We start from the raw sequence: 23227 nt of genomic DNA, 5'->3' as shown, positions 1-23227 counted from the left end.
CAACCGGACGCTGGCCGGGAGTCACCCTTGGGGTGGGATCCGCCCACCCCACCGGTAGGATGGCGGTTGATTCTGCGCTCAGCGCGGGAACCATTCGGGAGTACGTGTCGTTGTAGTGGAGTGAACGCCCAGGGCCCACCGGCCCAGGCGTGCTCGCGTGACGACCGAGGAGAGGAATCACCACCATGGCAGATCGCGTACTTCGGGGCAGCCGTCTCGGTGCGGTGAGCTACGAGACCGACCGTGATCACGATCTCGCGCCCCGACGGATCGCCCGGTACCGCTGCGACAACGGCGAGGAGTTTGACGTCCCGTTCGCCGACGAGGCCGAAATCCCCGGCACCTGGCTGTGCAAGAACGGGCTGGAGGGCACCCTCCTCGAGGGTGCAGCGCCCGAGGCGAAGAAGGTCAAGCCGCCGCGCACCCACTGGGACATGCTGCTCGAGCGCCGCTCCATCGAGGAGCTGGACGAGCTGCTCAAGGAGCGCCTGGAACTCCTGAAGACCAAGCGCCGCGGCGCGTAGCGGACATCGACGAGAACGGCCCCGGAGGGTGATCCTCCGGGGCCGTTTCTGTCCGCTGCGGCCTACCTGCCGACCAGGGCGCGCAGCTTGCGCCACCGGTTGGTCATGCCCCAGCCGAGGACCTTCGTGAACGCCTCGGTGATGATGTTGCCGGACATCTTCGATTCGCCGAGCTCGCGCTCGGTGAACGTGATCGGCACCTCGACCATCGTGAACCCGGCCTGCAGTGCCCGCCACCCCATGTCGATCTGGAAGCAGTAGCCCGCGGACTCGATGGCGCCGAGGTCGAGGGTCTCGAGGACGGTGCGCCGGTAGGCCCGGTAGCCGCCGGTGATGTCCTTGATCTTCACGCCGAGCGCGAGCTGGGAGTAGATGTTGCCGCCGCGGGAGAGGATCTCGCGGCGCTTGGGCCAGTTGACGACGCTGCCGCCGGGCACGTACCGCGAGCCCGCGACGACGTCGGCGCCCGCGTCGATCTTGTCGAGCAGGCGGTGCAGCTGTTCGGGGGCGTGGCTGCCGTCGGCGTCCATCTCGACGATCACCTGGTAGTCCCGTTCGAGGGCCCACCGGAAGCCGGCGATGTATGCGGCGCCGAGACCGTTCTTCTCGGTGCGGTGCATGACGTGGATGCGCCCGGCGGTGTCGTCGGCGGCGAGCTTGTCGGCGATGTCGCCGGTGCCGTCGGGGCTGCCGTCGTCGGCGACGAGGACATGGGTGCCGGGCAGCGCCGCGTGCAGCCGCCCGATGATCAGTGCGATGTTCTCCCGCTCGTTGTACGTCGGGATGATCACCAGGGTGTGGGAGCTCGGCGTGTCCCCGGTCGGCGTGCCCGCGCTCATTCGATCCTCTCCCCCAGCCGAGGCTGGTTCTTTCCGTGAACATCCACACCGTCAGTTGAGGGTGCGGCCTGCCGCGCCCGCCTCTGCGCTGCGGAGTGCAGCGCGGCGGCGAGCAGGGCCAGGGCGGCGCCGACGCACAGAGCGAACTCCGGGATCGGGCCGAACCGAGTAGCCAGCGTAGTGGAGTCGCGCAGCGGAACCTGCGCCACCAGGGTCGTCGGGGTGAAAAGTGACGAAGATTCCTGCACGGTTCCGTCGGGGCCGACGATCGCGCTGACGCCGGAGGTTGCGGCGACGACAACGGTCCGGCCGTGCTCGACCGCCCGCAGCCGCGACATCGCGAGCTGCTGGTAGGTCATCTCCGTGTCCCCGAACGTGGCGTTGTTGGTGGGGACGGCGATGAGCTGGGCGCCGCCCCGCACGGCCTCGGTCAGGGCCCGGTCGAAGGCGACCTCGTAGCAGGTGGCGACGCCGACCGGGATGGTGGTCGGCTCCCCCGAGCCCCGGCCGGTGGTCACCTGCACGACGCCGTCCCCGTCGCCGGGGACGAAGTTGCCCGCGCGGTCGGCATATTCGGAGAAGTGCCGGAAGAAGTCGCGGTACGGCAGGTACTCGCCGAACGGTTGGATGATCTTCTTGTCGTGCCGGTCGCCGGGGCCGGTGGCGGGGTCCCAGACGATGACCGAGTTGGTGGTGGTGCCGTCGCCGTTGACGAGCACTGTGCCGACGAGGATGGGGGCGCCGACGGCGCGGGCGGCGGCGGTGATCGCGGCGGCGGCATCACGGTTGCGGAGGGGGTCGATGTCGGAGGCGTTCTCCGGCCAGATGACGATGTCCGGCCGGGGCACGTCCCCGGCGTCGACGTCGGTGGCGAGGTCGAGTGTCTCGGCGACGTGGTTGTCGAGGACGGCGCGGCGCTGCGCGTTGAAGTCGAGGCCGAGGCGTGGGACGCCGCCCTGGATGGCGGCGACGGTGATCGTGCCGGTGTCGGTGAGGTCGCTGTCCGCGGCGTCCATGCCCGGCAGGGTCGGCGACAGCGCGGCCGCGAGGACCGGGGCGATCAGGGTGAGCGCGGCGGCCGGTGCCCAGCGTCGCGGCGTTCCGGTCAGCCCCGCGACCAGGGCGGCAAGGCCGGTGCCGGTCAGCGCGACCGCGAAACTGACCAGCGGCGCCCCACCGATGCTCGCGAGGGACAGCAGCAGGCCCTCGGACTGGCCGAACGCCAGCCGGCCCCAGGGGAATCCGCCGAACGGCACCGATGACCGCAGCCATTCGGTCATCGACCAGGTGCAGGCGATCCACAGCGGCGCGAGCGGCAGCCGTGCGACCGTGACCGCGAGCGCACCGAACAGCCCGACGAACAGCGCCTCGACGGCGGACAGCGCAAGCCACGGCACCGGGCCGACGTACACGCCGATCCACGGCAGCAGGGGCAGCAGGAACCCGAGCCCGGCGAGGTAGCCGTACCCGAACCCGGCCCGCATCCGGCGCGGGCCGCTCCCCCATCCGGTGAGGACGAGGACGAGCAGCCCGATGCCGACCGGGGCCAGGAACCACAGCGGCCGCGGCGGGAAGCTCGCGAACAGCAGCAGCCCGGCGACGACCGCGGCGACGGAATCCCGCAGGATCGGCGCCGCCCGCCGCAGCAGGCCGGGCGCCGCGTCGACGTCAGCGCTCATGGATGGTGACGCCGCGGTGCACGGTGCGCAGGCACACCGGGTTCGGGGCGTCGTCGTCGAGCCGCGGCATCGCGGGCACCCGGGACCGCGGGTCGGTCGACCACCGTTGCACCGTGTCCTTCGCCGCGGTGACGACCAGGTCGCCCGCCTCCCACACCGCGTACGAGGCGGGGGCGCCGGGAACCAGGGTGCCTGCCAGCCCGTCCCGCACGCCGCCGGCCCGCCACGCACCGCGGGTGGCCGCGGCGTACGCGGCACGCGGCGAGATGCCGGCGCCCTCGGTGCGGTGGTGGGCGGCCGCGCGCAGCGAGTCCCACGGGTTCAGCGGCGTGACCGGGGCATCGGAGCCGATCGCGAGCGACACCCCGGCCGCGGCCATCGCCGCGTACGGGTTCATCGCGGCCGCGCGGTCGGCGCCGAGCGCGCGGGCATACATGCCGTCCGGTCCGCCCCACTGGGCGTCGAATCCGGGCTGGACGCTGGCAACGACACCCCACGCGGCGAGCTTCGCGGACTGCTCGGCGTTGATCATCTCGACGTGTTCGAGGCGGTGCCCGCAGGACGCGACCGCGGGCCCGCCGAGTTCGGCGACGACCCGCTCGATGCCCGCGACGGCGGCGGCGACGGCGGCATCGCCGATGACGTGGAATCCGGCCTGGATCCCGGCCTCGGTGCAGGACCGCACGTGCGCGGCGATCGCGTCGACGTCGAGGTGGGCGGTGCCGGTGTGCGGCCGGTCGGCGTACGGCTGCGACAGCCACGCGGTGCGGGAGCCGATCGCGCCGTCGACGAACAGGTCGCCGCCGAGGGCGTGCGCCCCGGTCTCGGCGATCATCGCCCGCGCTTCGTCGGGGCTGGTGACGGCCTGCCCCCAGTAGGCGCGGACCTGCACGCCGTGGTCGGTGGCGAGCAGTTCGGCGAGGTCGGCTCGGCCCGCGATGTCGGGCCCGGCGCATTCATGGACCGCGACGATGCCGTAGGAGGCGGCCCTGTCGAGGGCGGCGGCCCGGGCGGCGGCCCGTTGCCCCGCGGTGAGCAGGTCGCGGGCGGCGGCCCGGACCCGATGGTGCTCGTCCGCGGTGACGGGCGTCTCGCCGGGGACGCGGGCGGCGCTGCGCAGCGGCGTCGAGCAGGCGGCGGAGTGCGCGTCGATCCGGGACAGGTAGACGGCGCGGCCGGGGGCGGCGGCGTCGAGTTCGGCGGTGGTCGGTCCGCGGTCGGCGTCGGGCCAGCCGGTCTCGTCCCAGCCCTGCCCCCAGATGACGGCGTCGTCGTGCTCGGCGGCGTGGGCCCGCAGCAGGTCGAGGCATTCGCGCAGGGACCGGGCGCCCGCCACGTCCAACCCGGTCAGGGTGAGACCGAGGGCGGTGGTGTGGACGTGCGTGTCGACGAAGCCGGGGGCGACGAACGTGCCGTCGAGGTCGACGATCTCCGCGTCCGGGTGCAGGGCCCGCCCGGGCCGGTCCTCACCGACCCAGACGACGGTGCCGTCGGTGACCGCCATGGACGTCGCATCCGGTGCCGACGGGCTGTAGATGCGGCCGCCGACCAACAGTTGGGTACTCACGGGTTCTCAGTGTGCCCGCCCGCCCGTTCCGGGGTGTCGACGGGGATCGGGAAGGACCACCTCGCCCTCGATCGCGAGCGGGTCGGTGATCCGGGTCGGGGTGTCGGCGCCGTGGTCGACCACGACGTCCTCCACGATCACGCCGTCGACGACGGTGGTGCGGCGGGTGCGGGCATACATCCCGGCGCCCGCGGCGCCACCGGCGGTGGCCATCGCGAGCCTGCGCCCCCCGAGCAACACCGCAAGCGGGCGCAGCGCCCACCGCGTCGGCGGCATCAGCATCAGCAGCCCGAGGACGCCCGTGACCAGGCCGGGCACGACAAGCAGCACGGTGCCCGCGGTGACAAGGGCGCCGTCGGCGACCGCGCCGCCGACCGCGGCGGTGTCCTGGCCGGCGTCCCGGAACTGCGCGAGCACCCGGCGGAACTGCGAGCGGACCAGCCACAGGCCGACGGCCCAGATCGCGAGGAACAGCAGAATGGTCCAGCCGACGCCGATGGCGCTGCCGATCCAGACCACCGCCGCGACCTCGACGACGAGGTACAGCACGAACAGCGCGGGGATCATGTCGGTCCTTTCGATGGAAGCGCCCGTCACGGGAGGCTCTCGTCCTGTCAACGTCCGAGGCGCCCGATTTTCTCCCGGGCCGGGGACGGAAGACGTCACACGCGAGTTGGTTGTTTTCCCGTGATTCGGCGCCGGATCGGTGGGGAAACGACCAACTCGCGAGCGGCGGGCGCCGCCGATCCCCCGGTCAGGCGCAGCAGTGCGGGTCGAGGACCAGGCGCAGGGCGTCGAGGGAGTCGGCGCGGGGGCGGTGGAAGACGTTCATGCCGCGCCGCTCGGACTCGACCATGCCTGCCCGCTTGAGCTGGCCGAGGTGGTGGCTGACGGTGGACTCGGCGAGGCCGACGCCTGCGGCGAGGTCGCACGTGCACACCTCGCCGTCGGCGGCGGTCAGCAGGATCGACATCAGCTTGATGCGGACCGGATCGGCGAGCGCCTTGAGGCGCAGTGCCAGGTGCAGGGCGTCGTCGTCGCTGATCGGCGCGGCGGACACCGGTGCGCAGCAGATCGGTGCGCTGACGTCGATGACCGGCAGGGCTTTCGGCATGACGCCGATCCTACCTAGGCTCTTGACTTATGTCGAAAAGGTGGCGCACTCTGTAGTCGGAACACTTCGACATATATAGAAAAGGTAGGCGGTCATGTCACGCGCACAACTCGCACTCAACGTCGACGACCTGCAGGAGGCGGTCACGTTCTACTCGAAACTGTTCGGCACCGCACCCGCGAAGCTGAAGCCCGGGTACGCGAACTTCGCGATCGCCGAGCCCCCGCTCAAACTCGTGCTGCTCGAGAACCCCGGTAAGGGCGGCACGATCAACCACCTCGGGGTGGAGGTCGAATCGTCGGAGCGGGTGCACGCGGAGATCGCGCGGCTGACCGAGGAGGGACTGTTCACCGACGAGGAGATCGGCACCACCTGTTGCTTCGCCACCCAGGACAAGGTGTGGGTCACCGGCCCCGCCGGTGAACGGTGGGAGGTCTACACCGTCCTCGCCGACTCGGACACCTTCGGCACCAGCCCGGCGCATCTCGACGGCCCGCGCGGCGCCGACGGGGGCGTCTGCTGCGGCACCGGCGCGCCCGCGGACGAGCGTGTGGACGAGGACGCGGCGGCAGGACGCGGCTGCTGCTGAACGCCGGCGACCCGCGTCGGCCGCCCCGGGCAGCGGCGGCCGACGCGGGTCAGTCGGTGACCGGCTGCACGGTCAGTTCCGCGACAAGGGCCTCGACCCTGCCCCGGATCGCGTCGCGGATCGGCCGCACCGCCTCGACACCCTGCCCCGCCGGGTCGTCGAGGGTCCAGTCCCGGTAGGACCTGCCGGGGAACACCGGGCAGGTGTCGCCGCACCCCATCGTGATCACCACGTCCGACGCCTCGACGGCGTCGGCGGTCAGGATCTTCGGGTTCTCGGCGGAGATGTCGATGCCGACCTCGGCCATCGCCTGCACGGCGGCCGGGTTGACCCGATCCGCGGGCGCGCTGCCCGCGGACCGGACCTCGATGCGGTCGCCGGCCAGCGCGGCGAGGAAACCGGCGGCCATCTGGGAGCGGCCGGCGTTGTGGACGCAGACGAACAGCACGGACGGTGTTGCCATCGGGTCAGGACTCCTTCACCGGCGCCGCGGCGCCGATCGTCGGTGCCGGTGCAGCGAAGCGCCGACGCAGGGCGAGTGAGACGTACACCAGCGCGACCAGGACGGGCACCTCGATCAGTGGCCCGACCACCCCGGCCAGTGCCTGCCCCGACGTGGCGCCGTAGGTGGCGATCGCGACGGCGATCGCGAGTTCGAAGTTGTTGCCCGCCGCGGTGAACGCGAGGGTGGTGGTGCGCTCGTACCCGAGACCCATCGCCGCGCCGAGCAGGTAGCCACCGCCCCACATGACCGCGAAGTACGCCAGCAGCGGGATCGCGATCCGGACCACGTCCACCGGGTTGGAGGTGATCTGCTCGCCCTGCAGGGCGAACAGGATCACGATCGTGAACAGCAGCCCGTACAGCGCCCACGGCCCGATCCGCGGCAGGAACGTCGACTCGTACCACTCGCGGCCCCTGGCCTTCTCCCCGTAGCGGCGGGTCACGAACCCGGCGAGCAGCGGGATGCCGAGGAAGATCAGCACCGACTTCGCGATCTGCCACGGCGAGGCGTCGATCGTGGTCTGCTCCAGACCCAGCCAGCCGGGCAGGACCGAGAGGTAGAACCAGCCAAGGACCGCGAACATGATCACCTGGAACACCGAGTTGATCGCGACCAGGACGGCCGCGGCCTCGCGGTCCCCGCAGGCGAGGTCGTTCCAGATGATCACCATGGCGATGCAGCGGGCCAGGCCGACGATGATCAGCCCGGTCCGGTACTCGGGCAGGTCCGCGAGGAAGATCCAGGCGAGCGCGAACATCAGGGCCGGGCCGAGGACCCAGTTGAGCGCGAGCGATCCGATCAGGAGCCTGCGGTCGCCGGTGACGGTGTCGAGGCGGTCGTAGCGGACCTTCGCGAGCACCGGGTACATCATGATCAGCAGGCCGAGGGCGATCGGCAGGGAGATGCCGTCGATCTCCACGGCGGACAGGACGTCGCCGAGGCCGGGGATTCCCCTGCCGAGCAGCAGTCCGGCAACCATCGCGACGCCGATCCATACCGGCAGGAACCGGTCCAGGGTCGAGAGCTTGCCAACAACAGCGGGGTGGGCGGCGGTATCGGTCACCGGGATGCCTCCGCGGACCCGCAGGCCGAGCCAGCGACGACGCCGGACTCGGAGGACAGCACGGCCGACAACTGCGCGAGCGCGGACGGGATCACCCGGTAGTACACCCAGGTTCCGCGCCGCTCGCAGTCGAGCAGGCCAGCCTCACGCAGCACCTTCAGGTGGTGGGAGATGGTCGGCTGGGACAGGTCGAACGCGGGCGAGATGTCGCAGACGCAGGCCTCTCCCCTCTCGTGGCTGGCGATCAGGCTCAGCATTCGCAGCCGCACCGGATCCCCGAGTGCCTTGAACATTCGGGCCAAGTCCCCGGCCCAGTCCTCGGTCAGGGGCTCGCTCGTCAGCGGTGAGCAGCAGAGCTCGCCGCCCGAACCATTGTATATCGACATACATCAATATTGACAGACGTCGAATCAGTGTTCAACGTGCGGGTGACCACTACCCCGGGGATCACCCGGCTGCCCGGTCGCGGTCACCGGTCGGTTTCCGCGGAGCGGCGGTCGCTGCGCGAAGGTCAGCCAGCTGCTCGCGGAGCGCGGACTCCGCGGTCCGCGCCTGCCCGGCGTCGACGCGGGACTGCTCGAGTTCGTCGCGGAGCGTGTCGACCCGGTGCCGGGCATCGGCGGCGGCGCCGCGTTCGTGCTCGACGGACTGCTCGAGCCGCGCGATGGTGGTGGCTGCGGCCGCGGCGGCCTTCTCGGCCGCCGACCGCAGCTCGACGATGCGCTGTTCCGACACCGCCGTGACCTGAGCGAGGTGTCGCGCGGCGGTCTCGCCGTCCTCGGCGGCCCGCTGCCGGGCGGTGTCGGCGGCCAGTTCGGCGGTCGCGGCCCGCTGGTGTGCCGCCTCCGTCCGCCCGTCGGACTCGCGCAGCCGGGTGCGCAGCGCCTCGATCTCCGCCGCTGCCGCGGCAAGTCGGGAATCCCGGTCCTCCTCGAGCGCCACGATCTGCTCGGTGGTCTCCCCCAGTTGGATCCGGTGTGCCCGTTCGAGATCGTCGACGACGCTGCGGTGGTCGGTCGTCAGCCGGTCGACCTCGGCCCGGTGGTCGGCCAGCGCCGCGGCCAGTTCGGCATCGACCGCCTCCACCGCGGCGTCCGCATTGGTTCGATCGTCGAGGGCGGTCTCGTGCCGGGCACGCAGGTCCTTCAGTTCGGTCTCGTAGGCCGCCTTCGTCTGCGCGAGTTCGATGCCCGCGCGGTGCAGGGCGCCGTCGATCGCCGCCGGATCGGTCAGCCGGTCGACCGCCGCGGTGATCTGGCGAGCGGCGAGCGTGAACTGGTCGAGCGCGGTGCCGGTGACCGTCCGCAGATCCGTCAGCGTGCGTTCGAGGGACCCGACCACCTCGTCGGGCGCCGCGGACGAGGTGGCGTCGATGTCTCCCTGCTGGTCGCGGGTCTTCTGGCGGGCGCGAAACGCGCGGACCCGGTCGGCGTCGCTGGCGTACTTGCGTGGGCGCCCCGGCCGCGCGCGAGGCGCGCTTCCGTCGGATTCGGGTGCGGATTCGGTGCCATCCTCGATCATGTTTCGTAACATTACATGACATGTTACGTAACATGTGCGGTTATGAAACGCGAGATTCTAATCGTCATAATCCCCCCTTATGGTGAGTTAGAAATCCGGCCCGGATCCGCTCCGAACCAGGCGTGATCCTGCCCTCGACGGGGGTGGCGGGCGACCCTGTGGCCCGCGAAGCCGGGATGCGAAAACTGGGATGGCCGCGGCGCCGGACCGGGAACTGCGGCATCGACACCGAGGACGCCTGTTGACGCGCGTCAACAGGCGGGGTGTTTCGCCGCCCTCGCGGCGGCCCGGCAGGATGGCGTCCTGCGCGAGCGACACTGGACCCCGGGGGCCTCGGTCAAAACGTCACTGTGACGGCAGATGTCTTGGCAACCGCGTCGTCTCACCCCGGCATCGGCGCACGGTTCAGCGCCGGAAGCCGCGTCCCGCTCCGGCCCTGACCGGCAAAAACGCGGTGGCGGTGCCCGGCACAACGCCGGACACCGCCACCGGTGACGTCAGCTCGCTGCCGGGCCTGCGCCCCGGCCGAGGTGGCGGACGAAGAGCGGCGCCGAGCAAGTGCGTTCGGGGTCGGGCACCTGATGGTGTCCACCCGAGTACGCGTGGAGGGTCTTGTCCGTCGACTCGAAGGCGTCGAACAACGACACAGCGGCCGCACGGTCGATGCCCTCGGCGTCCCACGGAATCCAGCATTCGACCGGGACCGTGACCTTCCGCCCCGCCTCGATCAGCGCGTCGTCCACGAACACCGCCCCGAGGCTGAGTGCCGCGATCCGGGAGTCGGCCGCCGCCAGCAGCATCCCGGTCACGGCCCCCAGCATGACGCCGCCGTAGCCGACCGGCGCCTCGGGACCGATCTCCGGCAGTGCCTGCAGGGCGTCGAGGGTTGCCCGCCATTCCGGTACCGCACGCTCGGCGACCGACCGGTTGAAATCGACAACGATCGGCGCGATCGGCTCGGATGCCGCCCGGGCCCGGTGGATCGCGTCGACCCACTGCTGGTCCCGTGCGTTGCGGGGGCGGTCGCCGTGCCCGGGTGCGTCGATGGCGGCGACGGTGAATCCGTGGGTGGTCACGCCGTGGAGTGCGGCGGCCACCAATCCCGGCGCCTTCTTGTGCATGCCGTCGCCGTGCCCCGACAGCAGCAGCGGTGCACCCGCGGTCCCGGCCGCCGGTGACCAGAGCACACCGGTGATGTCGCCGAGGGTGAAGTGTCGTTCGACGACGCCGTCCGCGGTCGTCTCCGACGTGACGTGCAGGTTCTCAGAGGTGAAGTGCATGGTGTTGCCTTTCGGGAGTGCCTCGTTTCGGGCGCTCCCGGCGACACCTACGTCGTTCGCCGAACCGTGAACACGAGTGGGAGCACCCACATGGTTACTGCGGTCATGGGTCTCACCTCCTGGCGTGATGTCACGGTCCCGCGCACGCTATCAACCCCGACGGAGGGGCGTCCACACAATTTCCGAGCGTGCGGGCAGGCGCGGAGGCCCTCACATCCTGATATGGCGGATCCCGACCGCCACCCGCCGGAGCCGGGAGCGGGCGCCGCTCAGGCGGGCGTGCGCGAGGTCCAGACCGGCGCGGGCCGCGATCTCCTCAACGACGTCGTCGACGGCTCGACCATCGGTCCCGACGTGTTCGTCGAAGCGCTCGGTCGCGAGTGCCCGAACGCAGCGAGGAATCTGGCGCATCGCCCAGGTGTCCTTGCGCCCGGTGGCACGGCCAGGCCAGTAGTCGCCGCGCGCCCGCAGCCTGCGGCGGAGGGTGTCCGGTGCAGCGACGAGGGCGAAGTGCCTGACCTCGACGTTCCTGTCGGAGAGTCCGGCCATGATCTCGTCGAAGTAGTCCGGATGCACGAGGGTCATCGGAACGAGGACGGGTCCGTCGTGGGCGGCCACCGCGTCGGCGAGCGTCTCGATCACCGCCGATCTCCACTGGGGTCGGTCCTGGAAGTCGCCCCGCGCCCCAGCGGGCAGCATCTTGTGGATCGCGAACCCGATGAGCTCGGGGTCGGCGACCAGCGAGTTCGGCAGGCGGCGATGCAGCTCGAACGCAGTCTGTGTCTTGCCCGCACCGAACGCACCGTTGATCCAGATGAGCATCGTGCCGAGTGTAGCGATACGCGTGCCGGGACAATCGACGCTGCGCCAGCTATCCCGCGTCGGACTTGCCGCGCCCGCGCAGGACCATGACCGACGCGCCGATCGCCACCAGCATGCCGCCACCACCGCCGACCAGCCAGGCCGCGTTGAGGTCACCGCCGCCGGACGTGCCCGCATTGGCGCCCTGCCTGCCGCCGATGGTCTCCATCACCCAGTCGTATTGCTCGGCGACGACCGCATACGCGGCAACATCGGACATCCCGTCCTTGTCGTCCCCCAGGGAGGCCGACAGCGTGCCGACCACCTTTCCGTCCACGAAAAGCGGGCCGCCGGAATCACCCGGCTGCGTCTTTCCGCCGTTGTGGGTGTCGACGTTGATCATCTGCTTGCCCTCGAACAGCGACATGTCCAAGAGTTCCGTGATCTCCCCCTCCGCGACCGGTAGCTTCGTTGTCTTGCCGCTGCCGTCCGGCGACCAGCCGTACAGCCGTGCGGCACCCACCCCGGGCACCGTGTCCGACACCGTCGGGTAGCTGGCCAACCCCATGTCCTCGACGGTGTGCAGCAGCGCGATGTCCCCCGCAGGGGCGGCCTCCCAGTGATCCACCTGCACCCGGCGCTGCTGGTCGCCCTGGCCCAACCGGACGCTGCCGCCCGGGGTCGGAAAGGGCTCGATGCAGTGCCGGGCGGTGAGCACCCAGTGCGGCGCGATCGCGGTGCCGGTGCAGTCGCCGTCGAGCGAACCGGTGTCGGCGATCTGCGCGGACACCACCGCAGCGGACTCGGCGTTGTCCGCGGCGAAGGTGTCGCTGTGCAGGGCATGCGCCGTTCCCACCGGCCCCAAGGTCGCGAGCGCGAACCCGGCGGCACCGGCGGCGAACAAACGGGAGGTGAACATGTTGATCCTTTCCATGGGCCGCGCATTCGGCGCGGCCACGAGTACGTAGCGGAATGTGATTGCGAGGGCGGATGCCGGTGGCGCGCTATCCGCGCGCGAGTGCGGGGCGTGGCGGCAACGTGCGGTCGGCGGCGCGCGCGCAGCAGCGCGCCATCACCCACTCGCACGGCCCCTGCCGGAACCAGAGCGACAGCAGGGTCGAACCGGCAAGCGCCGCCACGATGGTGGTCCACCCCAGCACCGGCAGCGATGCGGGTGCGCTCGGGGTCGAGAACGGTCCGGCGGAGACGAGGTGGGCCACGTACACCGTGAGCGACATCGAGCCCATCGCCTGCAGCGGCCGCGTCCAGCTCACCGGCCCGCGGCACACCAGCAGGCACAGCGCCAGCGCCGCGAGCGCCCCGGCGGCGACGGTGACGGTATCGAGCAGTCCCCCGCTGTGCGGGGCTGGGTCGACGAGGGCAACGCCGATGAGCCCGTTGCGATCCCGGGCGGCCCGCGTGGCCTCGTAGTCGATCGCACCGTTGCGCAGTGCCGCACCGGCGATCGCGATGGCGGCGCCGACGACGAGCGTCCACACCTGCGCCGCGGTGGAACCGAGAAGATGGCGGTACGTCAGGATGCCAGCCACGGTCAGCGCCGCCCACACGGTCACCGGGTACGGCGGCAGCAGAGGGACGGGCAGCGCCGTGACACTGGCCACCGCGTGGAGGACGGCCGAGGCCGCGACCAGCCACGCCGCAAGCACCGCAAGCGTTCTGGTGCGCCACCGCGGCGCGCAGGCCAGCGCGATGTAGCAGATGCCGATGGTCTGCAGCACCACGAAGATCGTGCCCGACACCGGGGCCACCAGTTGTTGGAGCGCGATCAACAGCACGCCGCGAACCATCAGGGCGTGGCGGCTGCCTGCGAGTTCGTCACCACCCGAACGGATGCCGCGGTCGGCCATGATCGCCAGCGAGACACCCGACAGCACGGCGAACAGTGCCGACGGGAATCCGAGGAATAGCCGCCCCCACGCGCCCTCCGGCGGCATGAGATGGGACACGATCATGCCGATGAGGGCGAGGGCGCGCGCAACATCGACGGCCACGATGCGCGCGCGACCGCCGCCGCCGGCTGTCGGCGGTGACTGTGCCGCGGCGGCGGCGAACGACTGGGTATCGAGCATGGGCACAACGCTACGAACGGCGGTGTTGTCATAGTGTTAAAGGACGTCGTCCGCTGCGACCAGCAGCCGCCGAGCTGGGCGGCCACCGTATCGAGGAGTCACCATTCGCGTCCTGGTTGTCGAAGACGAGCCCTATCTGGCGCAGGCGATCGCCACCGGCCTGCGACGTGTGTCGATGGCGGTGGACGTCAGCGGCGACGGCGCCGAGGCACTCGACCTGATCGCGTTGACCGACTACGACGTCGTGGTGTTGGATCGCGACCTGCCGACGGTGCACGGTGACGACGTCTGCAGGCACATCGCCGCCACCCACCCGGAGGTCCGTGTCCTGATGCTGACCGCCGCGCACGCGCTGGCCGAACGTGTCGAGGGTTTCGAGATCGGTGCCGACGACTATCTCGTGAAGCCGTTCGAGTTTCCCGAGCTGGTGGTGCGCCTGCGCGCGTTGGAGCGGCGCAGCCAGCCCGCGCGGGCACCCATTCTGGACGCCAACGGGGTGCGCCTGGATCCGCTGCGGCACGAGGTGTGGCGCGATGGTGAGCCGGTGCGGCTGAGCCGCAAAGAGTTTGCGGTGCTGCACACCCTGATGAAGGCCGCCGGTGACGTGCTGTCGGCGGAGACCCTGCTGGCGAAGGCGTGGGACGCGAACGCCGATCCGTTCACGGCGTCGCCGCGGGTCACCATCTCCCATTTGCGCAAGCGGCTCGGCAAACCGTGGGTGATTCAGACGGTGGTCGGCGTTGGCTACCGTTTCGGGGCGGCAGAGGAGGACTGACGCCGTGCATGTCCATGGTTTCGCCGCGGCCGCGCCGCAGACGCCGATCGGCCGGGCCCGCCGGTTGACCATTCGCGCCCGGCTCACCCTCACCTATGCCGCTCTGGTGACGGCCGTGGGCGCGGCGCTGATCGCGATCGTCTACCTATTCATGTACGTCATGTCGATCAACTTTCAGTTGGCGGTGCCCGCGACCCCCGACGGCGTTCTCGAGGTGGATGTCCCGCTCACGGCGATGACGAACTTCCTGGACACCATGCTCGTCACCTCGATCGTCACGCTGGCCATCCTGGCCTTGGCCTCCGCGGCCGTTGGCTGGTACGTGGCGGGGCGGATGCTCGCTCCGCTGGCGGCGTTGAACGCGGCCGCGACCCGCGCCGCCGCCGGCGATCTGAGCCAGCAGCTCGCGCTGAGCGGCCCGCGTGACGAGCTACGCGACCTGGCCGATACGTTCGATCGGATGCTGACCGCTCTCGCCGAGTCGATGGACTCGCACCGCCGTTTCGCGGCGAACGCGTCGCACGAGCTGCGCACGCCGCTCGCCGCGACACAGACGATGATCGACGTTGCGCTCGCGGACCCGCGGGCCACCGCGGCGGAACTGCGGACGCTCGCCGAACGCATCCGGGACATCAATCGGACGAACGCCGACACCGTGACCGCGCTGCTCGAGTTGGCCAAGTCGCAGTCCGGTCTGCTGACACGCGAGGAGGTCGATGTGACCGCCCTCGTGCGCGACAGCCTGACGGTGGTTGCGCCCGAGGCCGCCGCGGTAGGGGTTGCCCTACCGCCGCCCCCGTCGCGGCCTGCGACGGTGAACGGCGACCGGGTGCTGCTGCGGCAGGCCGTGATCAATCTGCTCCGCAACGGGATTCGGCACAACAGGCCCGGCGGTGCCGTGCAACTGGGGTGCGAGGTCGATGCGGCGGCGGTACGCATCCTGGTGCGCAATGACGGCCCACCGGTGCCGGCCGAGCTGCTGGCAACGCTGACCGAGCCGTTCGTGCGCGGCAGCGGCCGCGCCCGCACGAACGACCGCGGCCACGGGCTGGGGCTGGCGCTCGTGGCGGCGGTGGCCAGGGCGCACGCCGGCGAGTTGACCCTCACCGCGAATCCCGGCGGTGGCTTGACCGCGCTGTTGCAGGTGCCGCGCTAGCCTGCGCCCTGACCCGCCCCGCCGCGGCGGACGCACGCGCCGCCACGATGTCCCCGGCGGACCGTATCGTCACGGAGGTGGCAACCGCGGCGGGACCGGAGAAGAGGAACGAGATGGGCGATGTCGGTGAGTGGCCCGCGCGGGCGGGCGCCCTGCCCGCCCCGGTGACCCCGGTCCCCGAGGACGTCGCGGCGGCGATGCACCGGCTCCGGTTCGAGTCGGTGTCCGCGAACACCCGCGCCGCGCAGATCAGCGACTGGACGATCTTCACCCGCTGGTGCGAGCGGGTCGGGCAGCGGCCGCTCCCGGCCACCCCGGACCTGCTCGGGTGGTTCCTCACCGAGAAGTCGGCGGAGGTGCGTCCGGACGGGCGTCCCGCATACGCGCCGTCGACGATGACGCGGTGGGTGGCATCGATCAACACGATCCACTCGCTGGCCGGGCACCCCAAGCCGGGGCAGGCCGCGGCCGTCCGCGAGATCCTGCGCGGCATCGCCCGCACCCGGGCAACGCCACCCGCACGACGGGAACCGCTGCTGACCGACGACGTTCGGGTGATCGTCGAACAGATGCGCACCCGGGCCTCGGCGGCGGCGTGGCCGGATCGGGTTGCCGAACGCCGGGATTCGGCGTTGCTGCTGATCGGGTTGACCGGGGCGATGCGACGCTCCGAACTCGCCGGACTGCTGGTGTCCGACGCCCGACCGCACCGCGCAGACGGGCTTTACGTGACGATCCGCCGGTCGAAGACCGACCAGGCCGCGGCCGGGCGCACCGTGACCCTCCCCTACGGGGCCTCGCCGGTGACCTGCCCGGTCTGCGCGTACTGGCGGTGGCGGGAGGTCGTCGACGCCTGGGACGGCGGGGGCAGGCCCGCGGTCGCGGCGCTGCTGTCCGGCCCGGAGGACGGGCACCCCGAGCACCGGTGCCGGGGGGTCTCCGGATCCCCGGACTCGGAGCCGCGGCCGCTGTTCCGGCGGGTGCACCGCACCGGTGGGCTCGGCGCCACCGCGCTGTCGGGGCAGGCGATCGCGTCGATGATCCAACGCCGCGCCAGGCAGGCGGGCTACGCGGAGGAGTTTGTCGCGATGCTCGGCGGGCACAGCCTGCGGGCCGGGTTCGTCACCCAGGCCGTCCGCAATGCGGCCTCCGCCGAGCAGATCATGACGCAGAGCGGGCACACCGACCAGCGGATGATCGCCCTCTACTCCCGGCAACACGCCGGCCTGCACGGCAACGCGGTCACCGCGCTCGGCCTCTGACCGGCCGCCGCCCGACTCTCACGGAGTTCTCATTCGCCGGCAATCAATCCCCCACGCTCTCCACCTAACCTTGAGGGCATAGAGGTTTCGGGAATCGAATCCCGCTGGGAACCAGGATGTTTCGAGGATGGGAGATGTCATGTCGAGCATTCGGAGGGCTGGTCGGGAGCGGCGGTGCATCACAACGACGACCGCCGAGCTGCGCAGCAGGGGCCTCGCCGTGATCGTCGCCGCCGAGCCGCAGTGCGGTGAGGTCCTCGTCACCGAACCCGGCCGCGGATGGATGGCGTCCGTCCTTCCCGGCGCAACGCCCGACGACGAGGCCGATGTCCTGCTGTTCGCGACCGAACCGGCACAGCAGTGGACCGAGGACTACCGAGCCTGGGCCGCCGCGATGGAGTCCCTGCTGAGCCGGGGAGCGGCGGGCGAGGCGGCATGACCCGGCGGCAACCGGCGTCACCCGGCAAGATGAGGGAGTGGTCGCTGTCCACCGGGTACTGATCGTCGAGGACGACACCGACGTCCTGACCGCGCTGCGGCGCGGTCTCGAACTGTCTGGGTTCGAGACCGTCACCGCGGAGGACGGGGCGGCCGCCCTGCGTGCCGTCAACGAGCACGATCCGGACCTGATCGTGCTGGACCTGAGCCTGCCCGTCCTCGACGGGGTGGGGGTGGTGACCGCCCTGCGGGCGTTGAACAACGACGTGCCGGTATGCGTGCTGTCCGCGCGGAGCGCGGTCGGCGACCGGATCGCGGGCCTCGAGGCGGGCGCGGACGACTACATGGTGAAACCGTACGAGTTCGGTGAACTGGTCGCGCGGATCCGCGCCCTGCTGCGCCGCAGGCCTGATCCGACCGCGCAGACGCAGGCCGGGACGGTCCGCGTCGGACCGGTCACCGTCGACCTGCCCGGCCGCCGCGTCGGTGTCGCCGGCCGGGCGGTGCACCTGACCAAGCGGGAGTTCGACCTGCTCTCGGCGTTCGCCGAGAACCGCGGCATCGTGCTCACCCGCGAGGGGCTGCTCGAATCGGTGTGGGGGTACGACTTCGAGACGGAGACGAACGTGGTGGACGTGTTCGTCAGCTACCTGCGACGCAAGCTGGAGGCCGACGGCGCACCCCGGGTGCTGCACACCGTTCGCGGCGTCGGCTTCGTCCTCCGGGACCCATGACCACGCCGCGGGCGGGGACCGGGCGCCGGGGGCCGGTGTCGCTGCGGGCGCGGGTGACCGCGGCGGCGGCGCTCGGGACCGCGGTGGTCGTGCTGCTGCTCGGCGCGGTCGCCTGGATCGGGATCGAACGGCAGGTCACCGCGCAGCTCGACGCGAAACTCGACTCCGTCGCCCAGGTGACGGCCGCCAACCTGACCAGCCTGCGCGTGCTGCAGGGCCCGCTGCCGCTGCCCCCGGACTATGCGGGGACGGTGCGCGCGGGCGGGATCGTGCTGTCGACGACCGCCGCGACCCTCCCCCCGTCCCCCGAAGGCTGGAGCGACGCCACCGTGGACGGGACGCCGTATCGGGTGCGGACCGTCGTGGTGATCAGCGGGCTGGACGCGACGATCTCGGTCGGCGCGCCGACCGAGCCTGCCCGGGCGACGATCACCGGTCTGCACCGGTGGACGGTGGCGATCGGTGTCGCGGCGGTTCTCGTTGCCGCCGGGCTCGGGTGGCTGTTCGCCGGGGTCGCGGTCGCGCCGCTGCGCAGGCTCGCCGAACAGACCCGGAGGCTCGGTGCCGACCCCGCGGCGCCGCCGCCGCAGGGGTCGGGGGCGCGGGAAGCGGAAGAGCTGGCCGCGGCGCTGCGGCAGCTGCTCGCCGCCAACGCGGACGAGCGGGCCCGCACCGCGTCGGCTCTGGAGACGGCCCGCGACTTCGCGGCCGCGTCCGCGCACGAACTGCGCACCCCGCTGACCGCGATGCGCACGAACCTCGAGGTCGCGACGACGATGGACCTGCCAGCCGACACCCGCGACGAGATTCTGGCCGACACGCTGCGCACCCAGCGGCGCGCGGAGGGCACCCTCGGCGCGCTGGAACGGCTCGCGGCCGGTGACCTGACGTCGGGAGCCGACTTCGAGCCGGTCGATCTGGCCGAACTGTTGGACCGCGCCGCGCAGGACGCGGGCCGCGCCCACCCGGGGGTCGACATCCGGCTCGATGTGCCGTCCGCGCTCGCGGTCGTCGGGCTGCCCGCCGGGCTGCGGCTCGCGGTGGACAACGCCGTCACCAATGCGGTCCGGCACGGTGGGGCCCGGGTGATCGAGATCGGTGCCAGGGACGGGTGGGACGCGGTGTACATCGCGGTGACCGACGACGGTGCTGGGGTGCCCGTGGGCGAGCGCGAGGCGCTGTTCGAGCGGTTTCGGCGCGGCAGCGGCGCGGCGCCAGCCGGATCGGGTCTCGGTCTGGCGTTGATCCGTCAGCAGGCCCAGTTGCACGGGGGCACCGCATGGTTCGAGGACAGTCCGCTCGGCGGTGTCCGGTTGGTGCTTCGGCTGCCCCGCCCGCCCGCGGGATCCGGACGCCGCGCCGAGGCCGGGTCACCCGCCCGAATGCAACGCCGCCAACAGCATCGGCAGTGAACGGTGCAGTTCCCGTTCCCAGTACGGCGGGCTGTGCGTTCCCGCCGTGAAATGGGTGACCGGCTCGGCGCCAAGCGCGCGCAGCCGATCCGCAACGGCGCGACTGCTCTCGTGCATCACCGCCTCGGTCAGGTCCACCACGCCGGGCGGGAACTCCGCGGCCAACCGGTCGAGCTCGGGAAACAGCGTTTCCGCTGCCGTGCCGGGCGGGTCCAGATCGCCGACGGTGCCGTCACCGCTGGACAGATACACCGGCAGCCCGGTCAGCGCCTCGGCAAGGTGGTAGACGTCGTTCGCCTCCCACACCGCGCGGTCGCGCACCGGATCACCCCAGAGGCCGCGGTCGTCGACGCCGACGAACCGGGCCGCGGCCAGCACCACCTCGGCACGCCGCAGCGGGGCCAACCATCCGCTGTAGCTCGCGGCGGCCCGGAACATCCCCGGCCGCTGCGCCGCATACACCAGCGCACCGTATCCGCCCTGCGACAGGCCGGCGATCACCCGGTCCTGTCCGGCCCCGTAGTCGCGTTCGAGCAGCGGGACCAACTCGTCGAGATGGAATGACCGCACCGCGGGCGGCCCGCCGCGCCCCTGGTTGTACCGGTCGCTGTAGAAACCGAACATCGGCATGCCCGGCACCACCACCAGGACGTCCCGCAGTTCCGGAAGGGTCGCGATGTTGCTGTCGCTGGTCCAGCTCAGGTGATCGCCGTCGCCACCGGGCAGCAGGTAAAGCACCGGCCAGGTGCGGCCGGGCGCCCGTTCACCCCACCCGTCCGGGGTGAGCAGGCGGACCTGGGCCGGGCCGCCGAGCGCGGGCGAGTCGACGGTGAGGTCGACCACCCGATCACCGATCTGCTGTTGCTCGGTCACCGCGGCACCCGACGCACCCGCGGCGGGCGTCGGTGCAGGGTGTCCGGTGTCCGTCCCGCACCCGGCCACCAGTGATGCCGTCAGCAGCAGGCCGGCCAGGCCTGCTCCGAGCTTGTTTCCGCGTTGTCGATCAACCATGCCTCGACGCTAGGGAAGTTGGCCCGTCCCCACATCGGGGCCAACCCTGATCTGTCCCCGGACCTGCGCACCCGTTTCGCGCGGCCGATGAGTTCCACGGTCGGGGACGGTCGGTACGGAGGTCAGCACACACAGAAGGAGGTCCACGATGGGCAAGGTGTTCAGTCACATGACGATGTCACTCGACGGGTTCGTCGCGAACCCGGACGACGAGGTCGGGGAACTGTTCGAGTGGTACGAGGGCGGCGAGGTGACCGTGCCGAACCCGAACGAGACCGTCTCGTTTCGGGTCGACGATGCGGGCGCTCAGGCGCTGCGCGAGTTGACCGAGAACTGCGGAGCACTCGTCGCGGGCCGACGCCTGTTCGACATCGCGCACGGCTGGGGCGGCACCCACCCGGCGGGCGCCCCGGTCGTGGTGGTCACCCATCGTGCGCCGGAGGACGCTGCAACGGCCTGGCCGACAACGACCTTCGTTGACGGTGTCGCCGCCGCGGTCGCCCGTGCCAGGGAGATCGCGGGCGGCAGGGACGTCACCATCGCGAGCGCCGCGATCACGCAGCAGGCACTCGACCTCGGCCTGGTAGACGAGGTGTGCGTCAGCATCGTTCCGGTGCTGTTCGGCGAGGGCATCCCCTATTTCGCGGCCCTGGCCCGCGGCCATCAACTGCTCGAGGATCCGTTCGTGATTCAGGGACGCCGCGCCCTGCACCTGCGGTATCCCGTGCGCCGCTAGGTGTCCTGACGGCCTACGAGGGTTGTTCGTCGGCCGCCTCGGGAGCCGCAGGCTGGGTTTGCTTCGGTGCGGCGGGCACCCACTCGCGCAGCTTCTGGACCACCCCTCCATAGAAGGCGTCGGTCGATGAAGTGACGCTCGTGACGAAGTTCGCCGCGGTTCCCGTGCGCCGCCCACTCATCGGGAAGGTCTGTTCGAGACTGAAAGACACGATGTCGCCGGACCGATTGTCGGTCAGAACCTTCGGATTCCCGCGCACCACATCCAGGTATTCGCATGTCTCGTTGCCGCGTTCGGAGAACACCGCTTCGACCTGGACATCGCCGGGAACGTCCTTCAACTGCTTCAGAAGCCACGCCACCCTGCGGCTCGACGTTCCTTCATTCGGGGCGTCCACCGTGGTGCGGCAGCGGATCTTGCTGGTACGGACATCCGCGATCACGGTGAGATCGCCAGCGGTCTCGGGGATTCGGAGCACGGCCTCGAATACTCCATCGCCCGCCAACCGATCCACGACAGACGCGTTTCGTGCCGCAGGATCGTTGTTGTATCGACGAGCAACGATGTGCTTGACGGTGACACCGAGTTCAGCGGTCATCCGCAGGGCGAGGTGCCGCGACAGGGCCACCCACGACTCGGCCACCGTCAGCGCCTTCTGATCGCCTGAGCGGAGGGTTCCTGCCGTCACCGCGTCACGGATGGTGACCCAGTGACGACCCATGTCGACGAACTCGGTCGCACCGGACCGAGGGTGATCGAGATACCGGAGGAACTCGCTCAAAATCCAGGCATGGAGTGCATTATCGATGTCTCCGTGTGAGAGGAGCATCCGTGCCTCGTGCGCCACTTCGGCCCACGACAGATGTCGGAGGGCAACCTTGGCCAGCTTGCGCCGGTCGACCTCGACGGGGAGTTCTCCGGCACTGGCGGGGACGTCATTCGACAGGCTGACGACCACGTCGTACTTCTTCCTGCGGGCCACGTCGAGGTAGCTTTCAAGCTGCTCTCGTTTGAGCTTGCCGTTGCCGGTTTTGACCTCGAGCAGCCCGGTCCATTGACGGGTTCCGCGGGCGACCTTGAGGACGGCGTCGGGGATCACTTTCGTCTCCCCCCGTTCGTACTGAACCTCGACGTAGCCTTCGAAATTGCCAGCAGGCGCGCCCATCCGTGCACACAGTGCGCGCGCGAAGGGACGCACTGCCTGCATGGTGGCCATCAGGGCCGATGTCGCGCGGCGTTCCTGCTCCTCCCCGGCGCCGACTCCGATGACCGAGAACAGCCGCGCTGGCTGCCAGGTGTCGTGCTCGGCAAGCGTGAACTCGATCGGTTTCGACTTCTTCACCACCCGCTTCGCGGTCCGCACGCCGCGCCGGCTCGCTTTCGCCGATCGGTCCGTGGTGGGTGTGGGCGGATCCTGCGGGACCCGGCCGGAGGAACCGCTACCTGCCGACGCGGGTTCCGCGTCGGCAGAGTCGGTTTCGAGGGCGTCAGTGGGGTGAGGGTCCGCGTCGTCGTCGATGTCCACGCCGAAATCCGCGGCGAGTCCGGGCAGCCCCGATTCCCAGCCCTGGCCGACCGCCCGCACCTTCCACTCAGTGCCACGTCGATACACCTCGCCGAAGACGAATGCGGACTCGGTGGTGGCGTCGGCCGTGACGTACTCCGCGAGCGAGTGTCCCGTTCCGTCGACCAGTCGGAGGGTGAGTTTGCCGAGGTCACCGAAGCTTCCGGTGCCGACGCTACCGACGAGTGCCACGGTGCACACGTCATCGGCAATGGCGGGCAGATCGATCGCGATGCGGGCCTGAGCGCCGTCCTCGGTCGCACCCGTGCCGAGGAACCTGATCGACCCGTCGGCGGATTCCGGCTGGTTGTAGAAGACGAAATCGTCATCCGACCGAACCTTGCCATCTGTGTTGAGCAGCAACGCCGACGCATCCACGTCGATCTCCGACTCGGTCCAGCCGATGACCACGTCGACCTGCACCACGTCGGTCGGGAGGGGCAAGTTCTGCCCCTTGGACAGCATCGGAATCGTCATCGGACACCTTTGTTTGACTTGGAGACGTAGTCGCATGCACGGCCGACCACGGCTGCGGCGACCGGCGCGTCAGACGGCATCCTAGTTGGG

At 70.9% G+C, this 23227-nt stretch carries 24 protein-coding genes; 9 read left to right on the top strand and 15 right to left on the bottom strand.

Going from position 1 to position 23227, the window contains the following annotated elements:
- The first annotated feature begins 185 nt into the window (after window positions 1-185).
- The gene (locus tag ACFWQG_RS08550; RefSeq protein WP_378507164.1) at window positions 186-524 is read left to right on the top strand and encodes an RNA polymerase-binding protein RbpA; all 339 of its coding nucleotides are present in this window, start codon (window positions 186-188) and stop codon (window positions 522-524) included.
- A 62-nt stretch (window positions 525-586) separates the two neighbouring features.
- Here ACFWQG_RS08550 and ACFWQG_RS08545 read toward each other — a convergent pair whose 3' ends face one another.
- The 5 genes from ACFWQG_RS08545 to ACFWQG_RS08525 form a co-directional block, all read right to left on the bottom strand.
- Complete coding sequence (locus tag ACFWQG_RS08545; protein ID WP_378507163.1) at window positions 587-1363, bottom strand: polyprenol monophosphomannose synthase; 777 nt, start codon at window positions 1361-1363, stop codon at window positions 587-589.
- Window positions 1360-3042: an apolipoprotein N-acyltransferase gene (gene lnt, locus ACFWQG_RS08540; RefSeq protein ID WP_378507162.1), complete on the bottom strand. Its 1683-nt coding sequence runs from the start codon at window positions 3040-3042 to the stop codon at window positions 1360-1362. The genes ACFWQG_RS08545 and lnt overlap by 4 nt, the downstream gene beginning before the upstream one ends.
- Window positions 3032-4609, bottom strand: coding sequence for an amidohydrolase (locus ACFWQG_RS08535; protein ID WP_378507161.1), 1578 nt, complete (start codon window positions 4607-4609; stop codon window positions 3032-3034). Before ACFWQG_RS08535 ends, lnt begins: the two co-directional genes overlap by 11 nt.
- 6 nt (window positions 4610-4615) lie before the next feature.
- Window positions 4616-5176 carry an FxsA family protein gene (locus ACFWQG_RS08530; protein ID WP_378507160.1) on the bottom strand — a complete coding sequence of 187 codons (561 nt, stop codon included), beginning with the start codon at window positions 5174-5176 and terminating at the stop codon, window positions 4616-4618.
- Between the two features lie 187 nt (window positions 5177-5363).
- The gene (locus tag ACFWQG_RS08525; protein WP_378507159.1) at window positions 5364-5723 is read right to left on the bottom strand and encodes an Rv2640c family ArsR-like transcriptional regulator; all 360 of its coding nucleotides are present in this window, start codon (window positions 5721-5723) and stop codon (window positions 5364-5366) included.
- A 94-nt stretch (window positions 5724-5817) separates the two neighbouring features.
- Here ACFWQG_RS08525 and ACFWQG_RS08520 point away from each other — a divergent pair, with 94 nt between their 5' ends.
- Entirely contained in the window at window positions 5818-6312 is a 495-nt protein-coding gene (locus ACFWQG_RS08520) for an ArsI/CadI family heavy metal resistance metalloenzyme (RefSeq protein WP_378507158.1), read from the top strand.
- Window positions 6313-6361: 49 nt separating this feature from the next.
- Here the strand turns inward: ACFWQG_RS08520 and ACFWQG_RS08515 are convergent, their stop codons facing one another.
- From ACFWQG_RS08515 to ACFWQG_RS08480, 8 genes are all read right to left on the bottom strand, one after another.
- Window positions 6362-6775 carry an arsenate reductase ArsC gene (locus tag ACFWQG_RS08515; protein ID WP_378507157.1) on the bottom strand — a complete coding sequence of 138 codons (414 nt, stop codon included), beginning with the start codon at window positions 6773-6775 and terminating at the stop codon, window positions 6362-6364.
- A gap of 4 nt (window positions 6776-6779) precedes the next feature.
- A complete protein-coding gene (arsB, locus tag ACFWQG_RS08510) occupies window positions 6780-7880 on the bottom strand; it encodes an ACR3 family arsenite efflux transporter (RefSeq protein WP_378507156.1) in 1101 nt (366 codons plus the stop codon).
- Window positions 7877-8266, bottom strand: a complete 390-nt coding sequence (locus ACFWQG_RS08505; RefSeq protein ID WP_378507155.1) for an ArsR/SmtB family transcription factor — start codon at window positions 8264-8266, stop codon at window positions 7877-7879. The genes arsB and ACFWQG_RS08505 overlap by 4 nt, the downstream gene beginning before the upstream one ends.
- A gap of 61 nt (window positions 8267-8327) precedes the next feature.
- On the bottom strand, window positions 8328-9401 hold the full coding sequence (locus tag ACFWQG_RS08500; protein ID WP_378507154.1) for a hypothetical protein: 1074 nt from the start codon (window positions 9399-9401) through the stop codon (window positions 8328-8330).
- A gap of 497 nt (window positions 9402-9898) precedes the next feature.
- Window positions 9899-10660 (bottom strand): alpha/beta hydrolase, encoded by a 762-nt coding sequence (locus ACFWQG_RS08495; RefSeq protein ID WP_378507283.1) that lies wholly within the window; start codon window positions 10658-10660, stop codon window positions 9899-9901.
- Window positions 10661-10891: 231 nt separating this feature from the next.
- Window positions 10892-11503 (bottom strand): AAA family ATPase, encoded by a 612-nt coding sequence (locus ACFWQG_RS08490; RefSeq protein ID WP_378507153.1) that lies wholly within the window; start codon window positions 11501-11503, stop codon window positions 10892-10894.
- A gap of 49 nt (window positions 11504-11552) precedes the next feature.
- Complete coding sequence (locus tag ACFWQG_RS08485) at window positions 11553-12401, bottom strand: trypsin-like serine protease (protein ID WP_378507152.1); 849 nt, start codon at window positions 12399-12401, stop codon at window positions 11553-11555.
- A gap of 85 nt (window positions 12402-12486) precedes the next feature.
- A complete protein-coding gene (locus tag ACFWQG_RS08480) occupies window positions 12487-13572 on the bottom strand; it encodes a heparan-alpha-glucosaminide N-acetyltransferase domain-containing protein (RefSeq protein ID WP_378507151.1) in 1086 nt (361 codons plus the stop codon).
- 103 nt (window positions 13573-13675) lie between these two features.
- Here ACFWQG_RS08480 and ACFWQG_RS08475 point away from each other — a divergent pair, with 103 nt between their 5' ends.
- The 6 genes from ACFWQG_RS08475 (at window position 13676) to ACFWQG_RS08450 (ending at window position 19349) form a co-directional block, all read left to right on the top strand.
- Window positions 13676-14347, top strand: coding sequence for a response regulator transcription factor (locus ACFWQG_RS08475; protein ID WP_378507282.1), 672 nt, complete (start codon window positions 13676-13678; stop codon window positions 14345-14347).
- A gap of 4 nt (window positions 14348-14351) precedes the next feature.
- Complete coding sequence (locus tag ACFWQG_RS08470; RefSeq protein WP_378507150.1) at window positions 14352-15503, top strand: sensor histidine kinase; 1152 nt, start codon at window positions 14352-14354, stop codon at window positions 15501-15503.
- 197 nt (window positions 15504-15700) lie between these two features.
- A complete protein-coding gene (locus ACFWQG_RS08465; RefSeq protein WP_378507281.1) occupies window positions 15701-16765 on the top strand; it encodes an integrase in 1065 nt (354 codons plus the stop codon).
- A 139-nt stretch (window positions 16766-16904) separates the two neighbouring features.
- Window positions 16905-17204 (top strand): hypothetical protein, encoded by a 300-nt coding sequence (locus ACFWQG_RS08460; RefSeq protein WP_378507149.1) that lies wholly within the window; start codon window positions 16905-16907, stop codon window positions 17202-17204.
- 37 nt (window positions 17205-17241) lie between these two features.
- Window positions 17242-17937, top strand: a complete 696-nt coding sequence (locus ACFWQG_RS08455) for a response regulator transcription factor (RefSeq protein ID WP_378507148.1) — start codon at window positions 17242-17244, stop codon at window positions 17935-17937.
- Window positions 17934-19349 carry a sensor histidine kinase gene (locus ACFWQG_RS08450; RefSeq protein ID WP_378507147.1) on the top strand — a complete coding sequence of 472 codons (1416 nt, stop codon included), beginning with the start codon at window positions 17934-17936 and terminating at the stop codon, window positions 19347-19349. The genes ACFWQG_RS08455 and ACFWQG_RS08450 overlap by 4 nt, the downstream gene beginning before the upstream one ends.
- Here the strand turns inward: ACFWQG_RS08450 and ACFWQG_RS08445 are convergent.
- Window positions 19308-20360 (bottom strand): alpha/beta hydrolase, encoded by a 1053-nt coding sequence (locus tag ACFWQG_RS08445; protein ID WP_378507146.1) that lies wholly within the window; start codon window positions 20358-20360, stop codon window positions 19308-19310. The two genes, ACFWQG_RS08450 and ACFWQG_RS08445, sit on opposite strands and share 42 nt — an antisense overlap.
- Window positions 20361-20508: 148 nt before the next feature.
- On the opposite strand from ACFWQG_RS08445, the gene ACFWQG_RS08440 reads away from it, so the two are divergent.
- On the top strand, window positions 20509-21096 hold the full coding sequence (locus ACFWQG_RS08440) for a dihydrofolate reductase family protein (protein ID WP_378507145.1): 588 nt from the start codon (window positions 20509-20511) through the stop codon (window positions 21094-21096).
- A 13-nt stretch (window positions 21097-21109) separates the two neighbouring features.
- On the opposite strand, the gene ACFWQG_RS08435 is transcribed toward ACFWQG_RS08440, so the two are convergent.
- Window positions 21110-23137, bottom strand: a complete 2028-nt coding sequence (locus ACFWQG_RS08435) for a TerD family protein (protein WP_378507144.1) — start codon at window positions 23135-23137, stop codon at window positions 21110-21112.
- Window positions 23138-23227: the final 90 nt, after the last annotated feature.

Origin of the sequence: Rhodococcus sp. NPDC058532 (assembly GCF_042719255.1) — a bacterium.
GTDB lineage: Bacteria > Actinomycetota > Actinomycetes > Mycobacteriales > Mycobacteriaceae > Rhodococcus_G.
This window is presented reverse-complemented; position numbering and strand designations above follow the sequence as displayed.

What these genes read in the sequence shown, in the direction of transcription:
- ACFWQG_RS08550 (WP_378507164.1), top strand. Translation starts at nt 186, where the DNA reads ATGGCAGATCGCGTACTTCGGGGCAGCCGTCTCGGTGCGGTGAGCTAC.
- ACFWQG_RS08545 (WP_378507163.1), bottom strand. Translation starts at nt 1,363, where the DNA reads ATGAGCGCGGGCACGCCGACCGGGGACACGCCGAGCTCCCACACCCTG.
- lnt (WP_378507162.1), bottom strand. Translation starts at nt 3,042, where the DNA reads ATGAGCGCTGACGTCGACGCGGCGCCCGGCCTGCTGCGGCGGGCGGCG.
- ACFWQG_RS08530 (WP_378507160.1), bottom strand. Translation starts at nt 5,176, where the DNA reads ATGATCCCCGCGCTGTTCGTGCTGTACCTCGTCGTCGAGGTCGCGGCG.
- ACFWQG_RS08525 (WP_378507159.1), bottom strand. Translation starts at nt 5,723, where the DNA reads ATGCCGAAAGCCCTGCCGGTCATCGACGTCAGCGCACCGATCTGCTGC.
- ACFWQG_RS08520 (WP_378507158.1), top strand. Translation starts at nt 5,818, where the DNA reads ATGTCACGCGCACAACTCGCACTCAACGTCGACGACCTGCAGGAGGCG.
- ACFWQG_RS08515 (WP_378507157.1), bottom strand. Translation starts at nt 6,775, where the DNA reads ATGGCAACACCGTCCGTGCTGTTCGTCTGCGTCCACAACGCCGGCCGC.
- ACFWQG_RS08505 (WP_378507155.1), bottom strand. Translation starts at nt 8,266, where the DNA reads ATGTCGATATACAATGGTTCGGGCGGCGAGCTCTGCTGCTCACCGCTG.
- ACFWQG_RS08500 (WP_378507154.1), bottom strand. Translation starts at nt 9,401, where the DNA reads ATGATCGAGGATGGCACCGAATCCGCACCCGAATCCGACGGAAGCGCG.
- ACFWQG_RS08490 (WP_378507153.1), bottom strand. Translation starts at nt 11,503, where the DNA reads ATGCTCATCTGGATCAACGGTGCGTTCGGTGCGGGCAAGACACAGACT.
- ACFWQG_RS08485 (WP_378507152.1), bottom strand. Translation starts at nt 12,401, where the DNA reads ATGTTCACCTCCCGTTTGTTCGCCGCCGGTGCCGCCGGGTTCGCGCTC.
- ACFWQG_RS08480 (WP_378507151.1), bottom strand. Translation starts at nt 13,572, where the DNA reads ATGCTCGATACCCAGTCGTTCGCCGCCGCCGCGGCACAGTCACCGCCG.
- ACFWQG_RS08465 (WP_378507281.1), top strand. Translation starts at nt 15,701, where the DNA reads ATGCACCGGCTCCGGTTCGAGTCGGTGTCCGCGAACACCCGCGCCGCG.
- ACFWQG_RS08460 (WP_378507149.1), top strand. Translation starts at nt 16,905, where the DNA reads ATGTCGAGCATTCGGAGGGCTGGTCGGGAGCGGCGGTGCATCACAACG.
- ACFWQG_RS08450 (WP_378507147.1), top strand. Translation starts at nt 17,934, where the DNA reads ATGACCACGCCGCGGGCGGGGACCGGGCGCCGGGGGCCGGTGTCGCTG.
- ACFWQG_RS08445 (WP_378507146.1), bottom strand. Translation starts at nt 20,360, where the DNA reads ATGGTTGATCGACAACGCGGAAACAAGCTCGGAGCAGGCCTGGCCGGC.
- ACFWQG_RS08440 (WP_378507145.1), top strand. Translation starts at nt 20,509, where the DNA reads ATGGGCAAGGTGTTCAGTCACATGACGATGTCACTCGACGGGTTCGTC.
- ACFWQG_RS08435 (WP_378507144.1), bottom strand. Translation starts at nt 23,137, where the DNA reads ATGACGATTCCGATGCTGTCCAAGGGGCAGAACTTGCCCCTCCCGACC.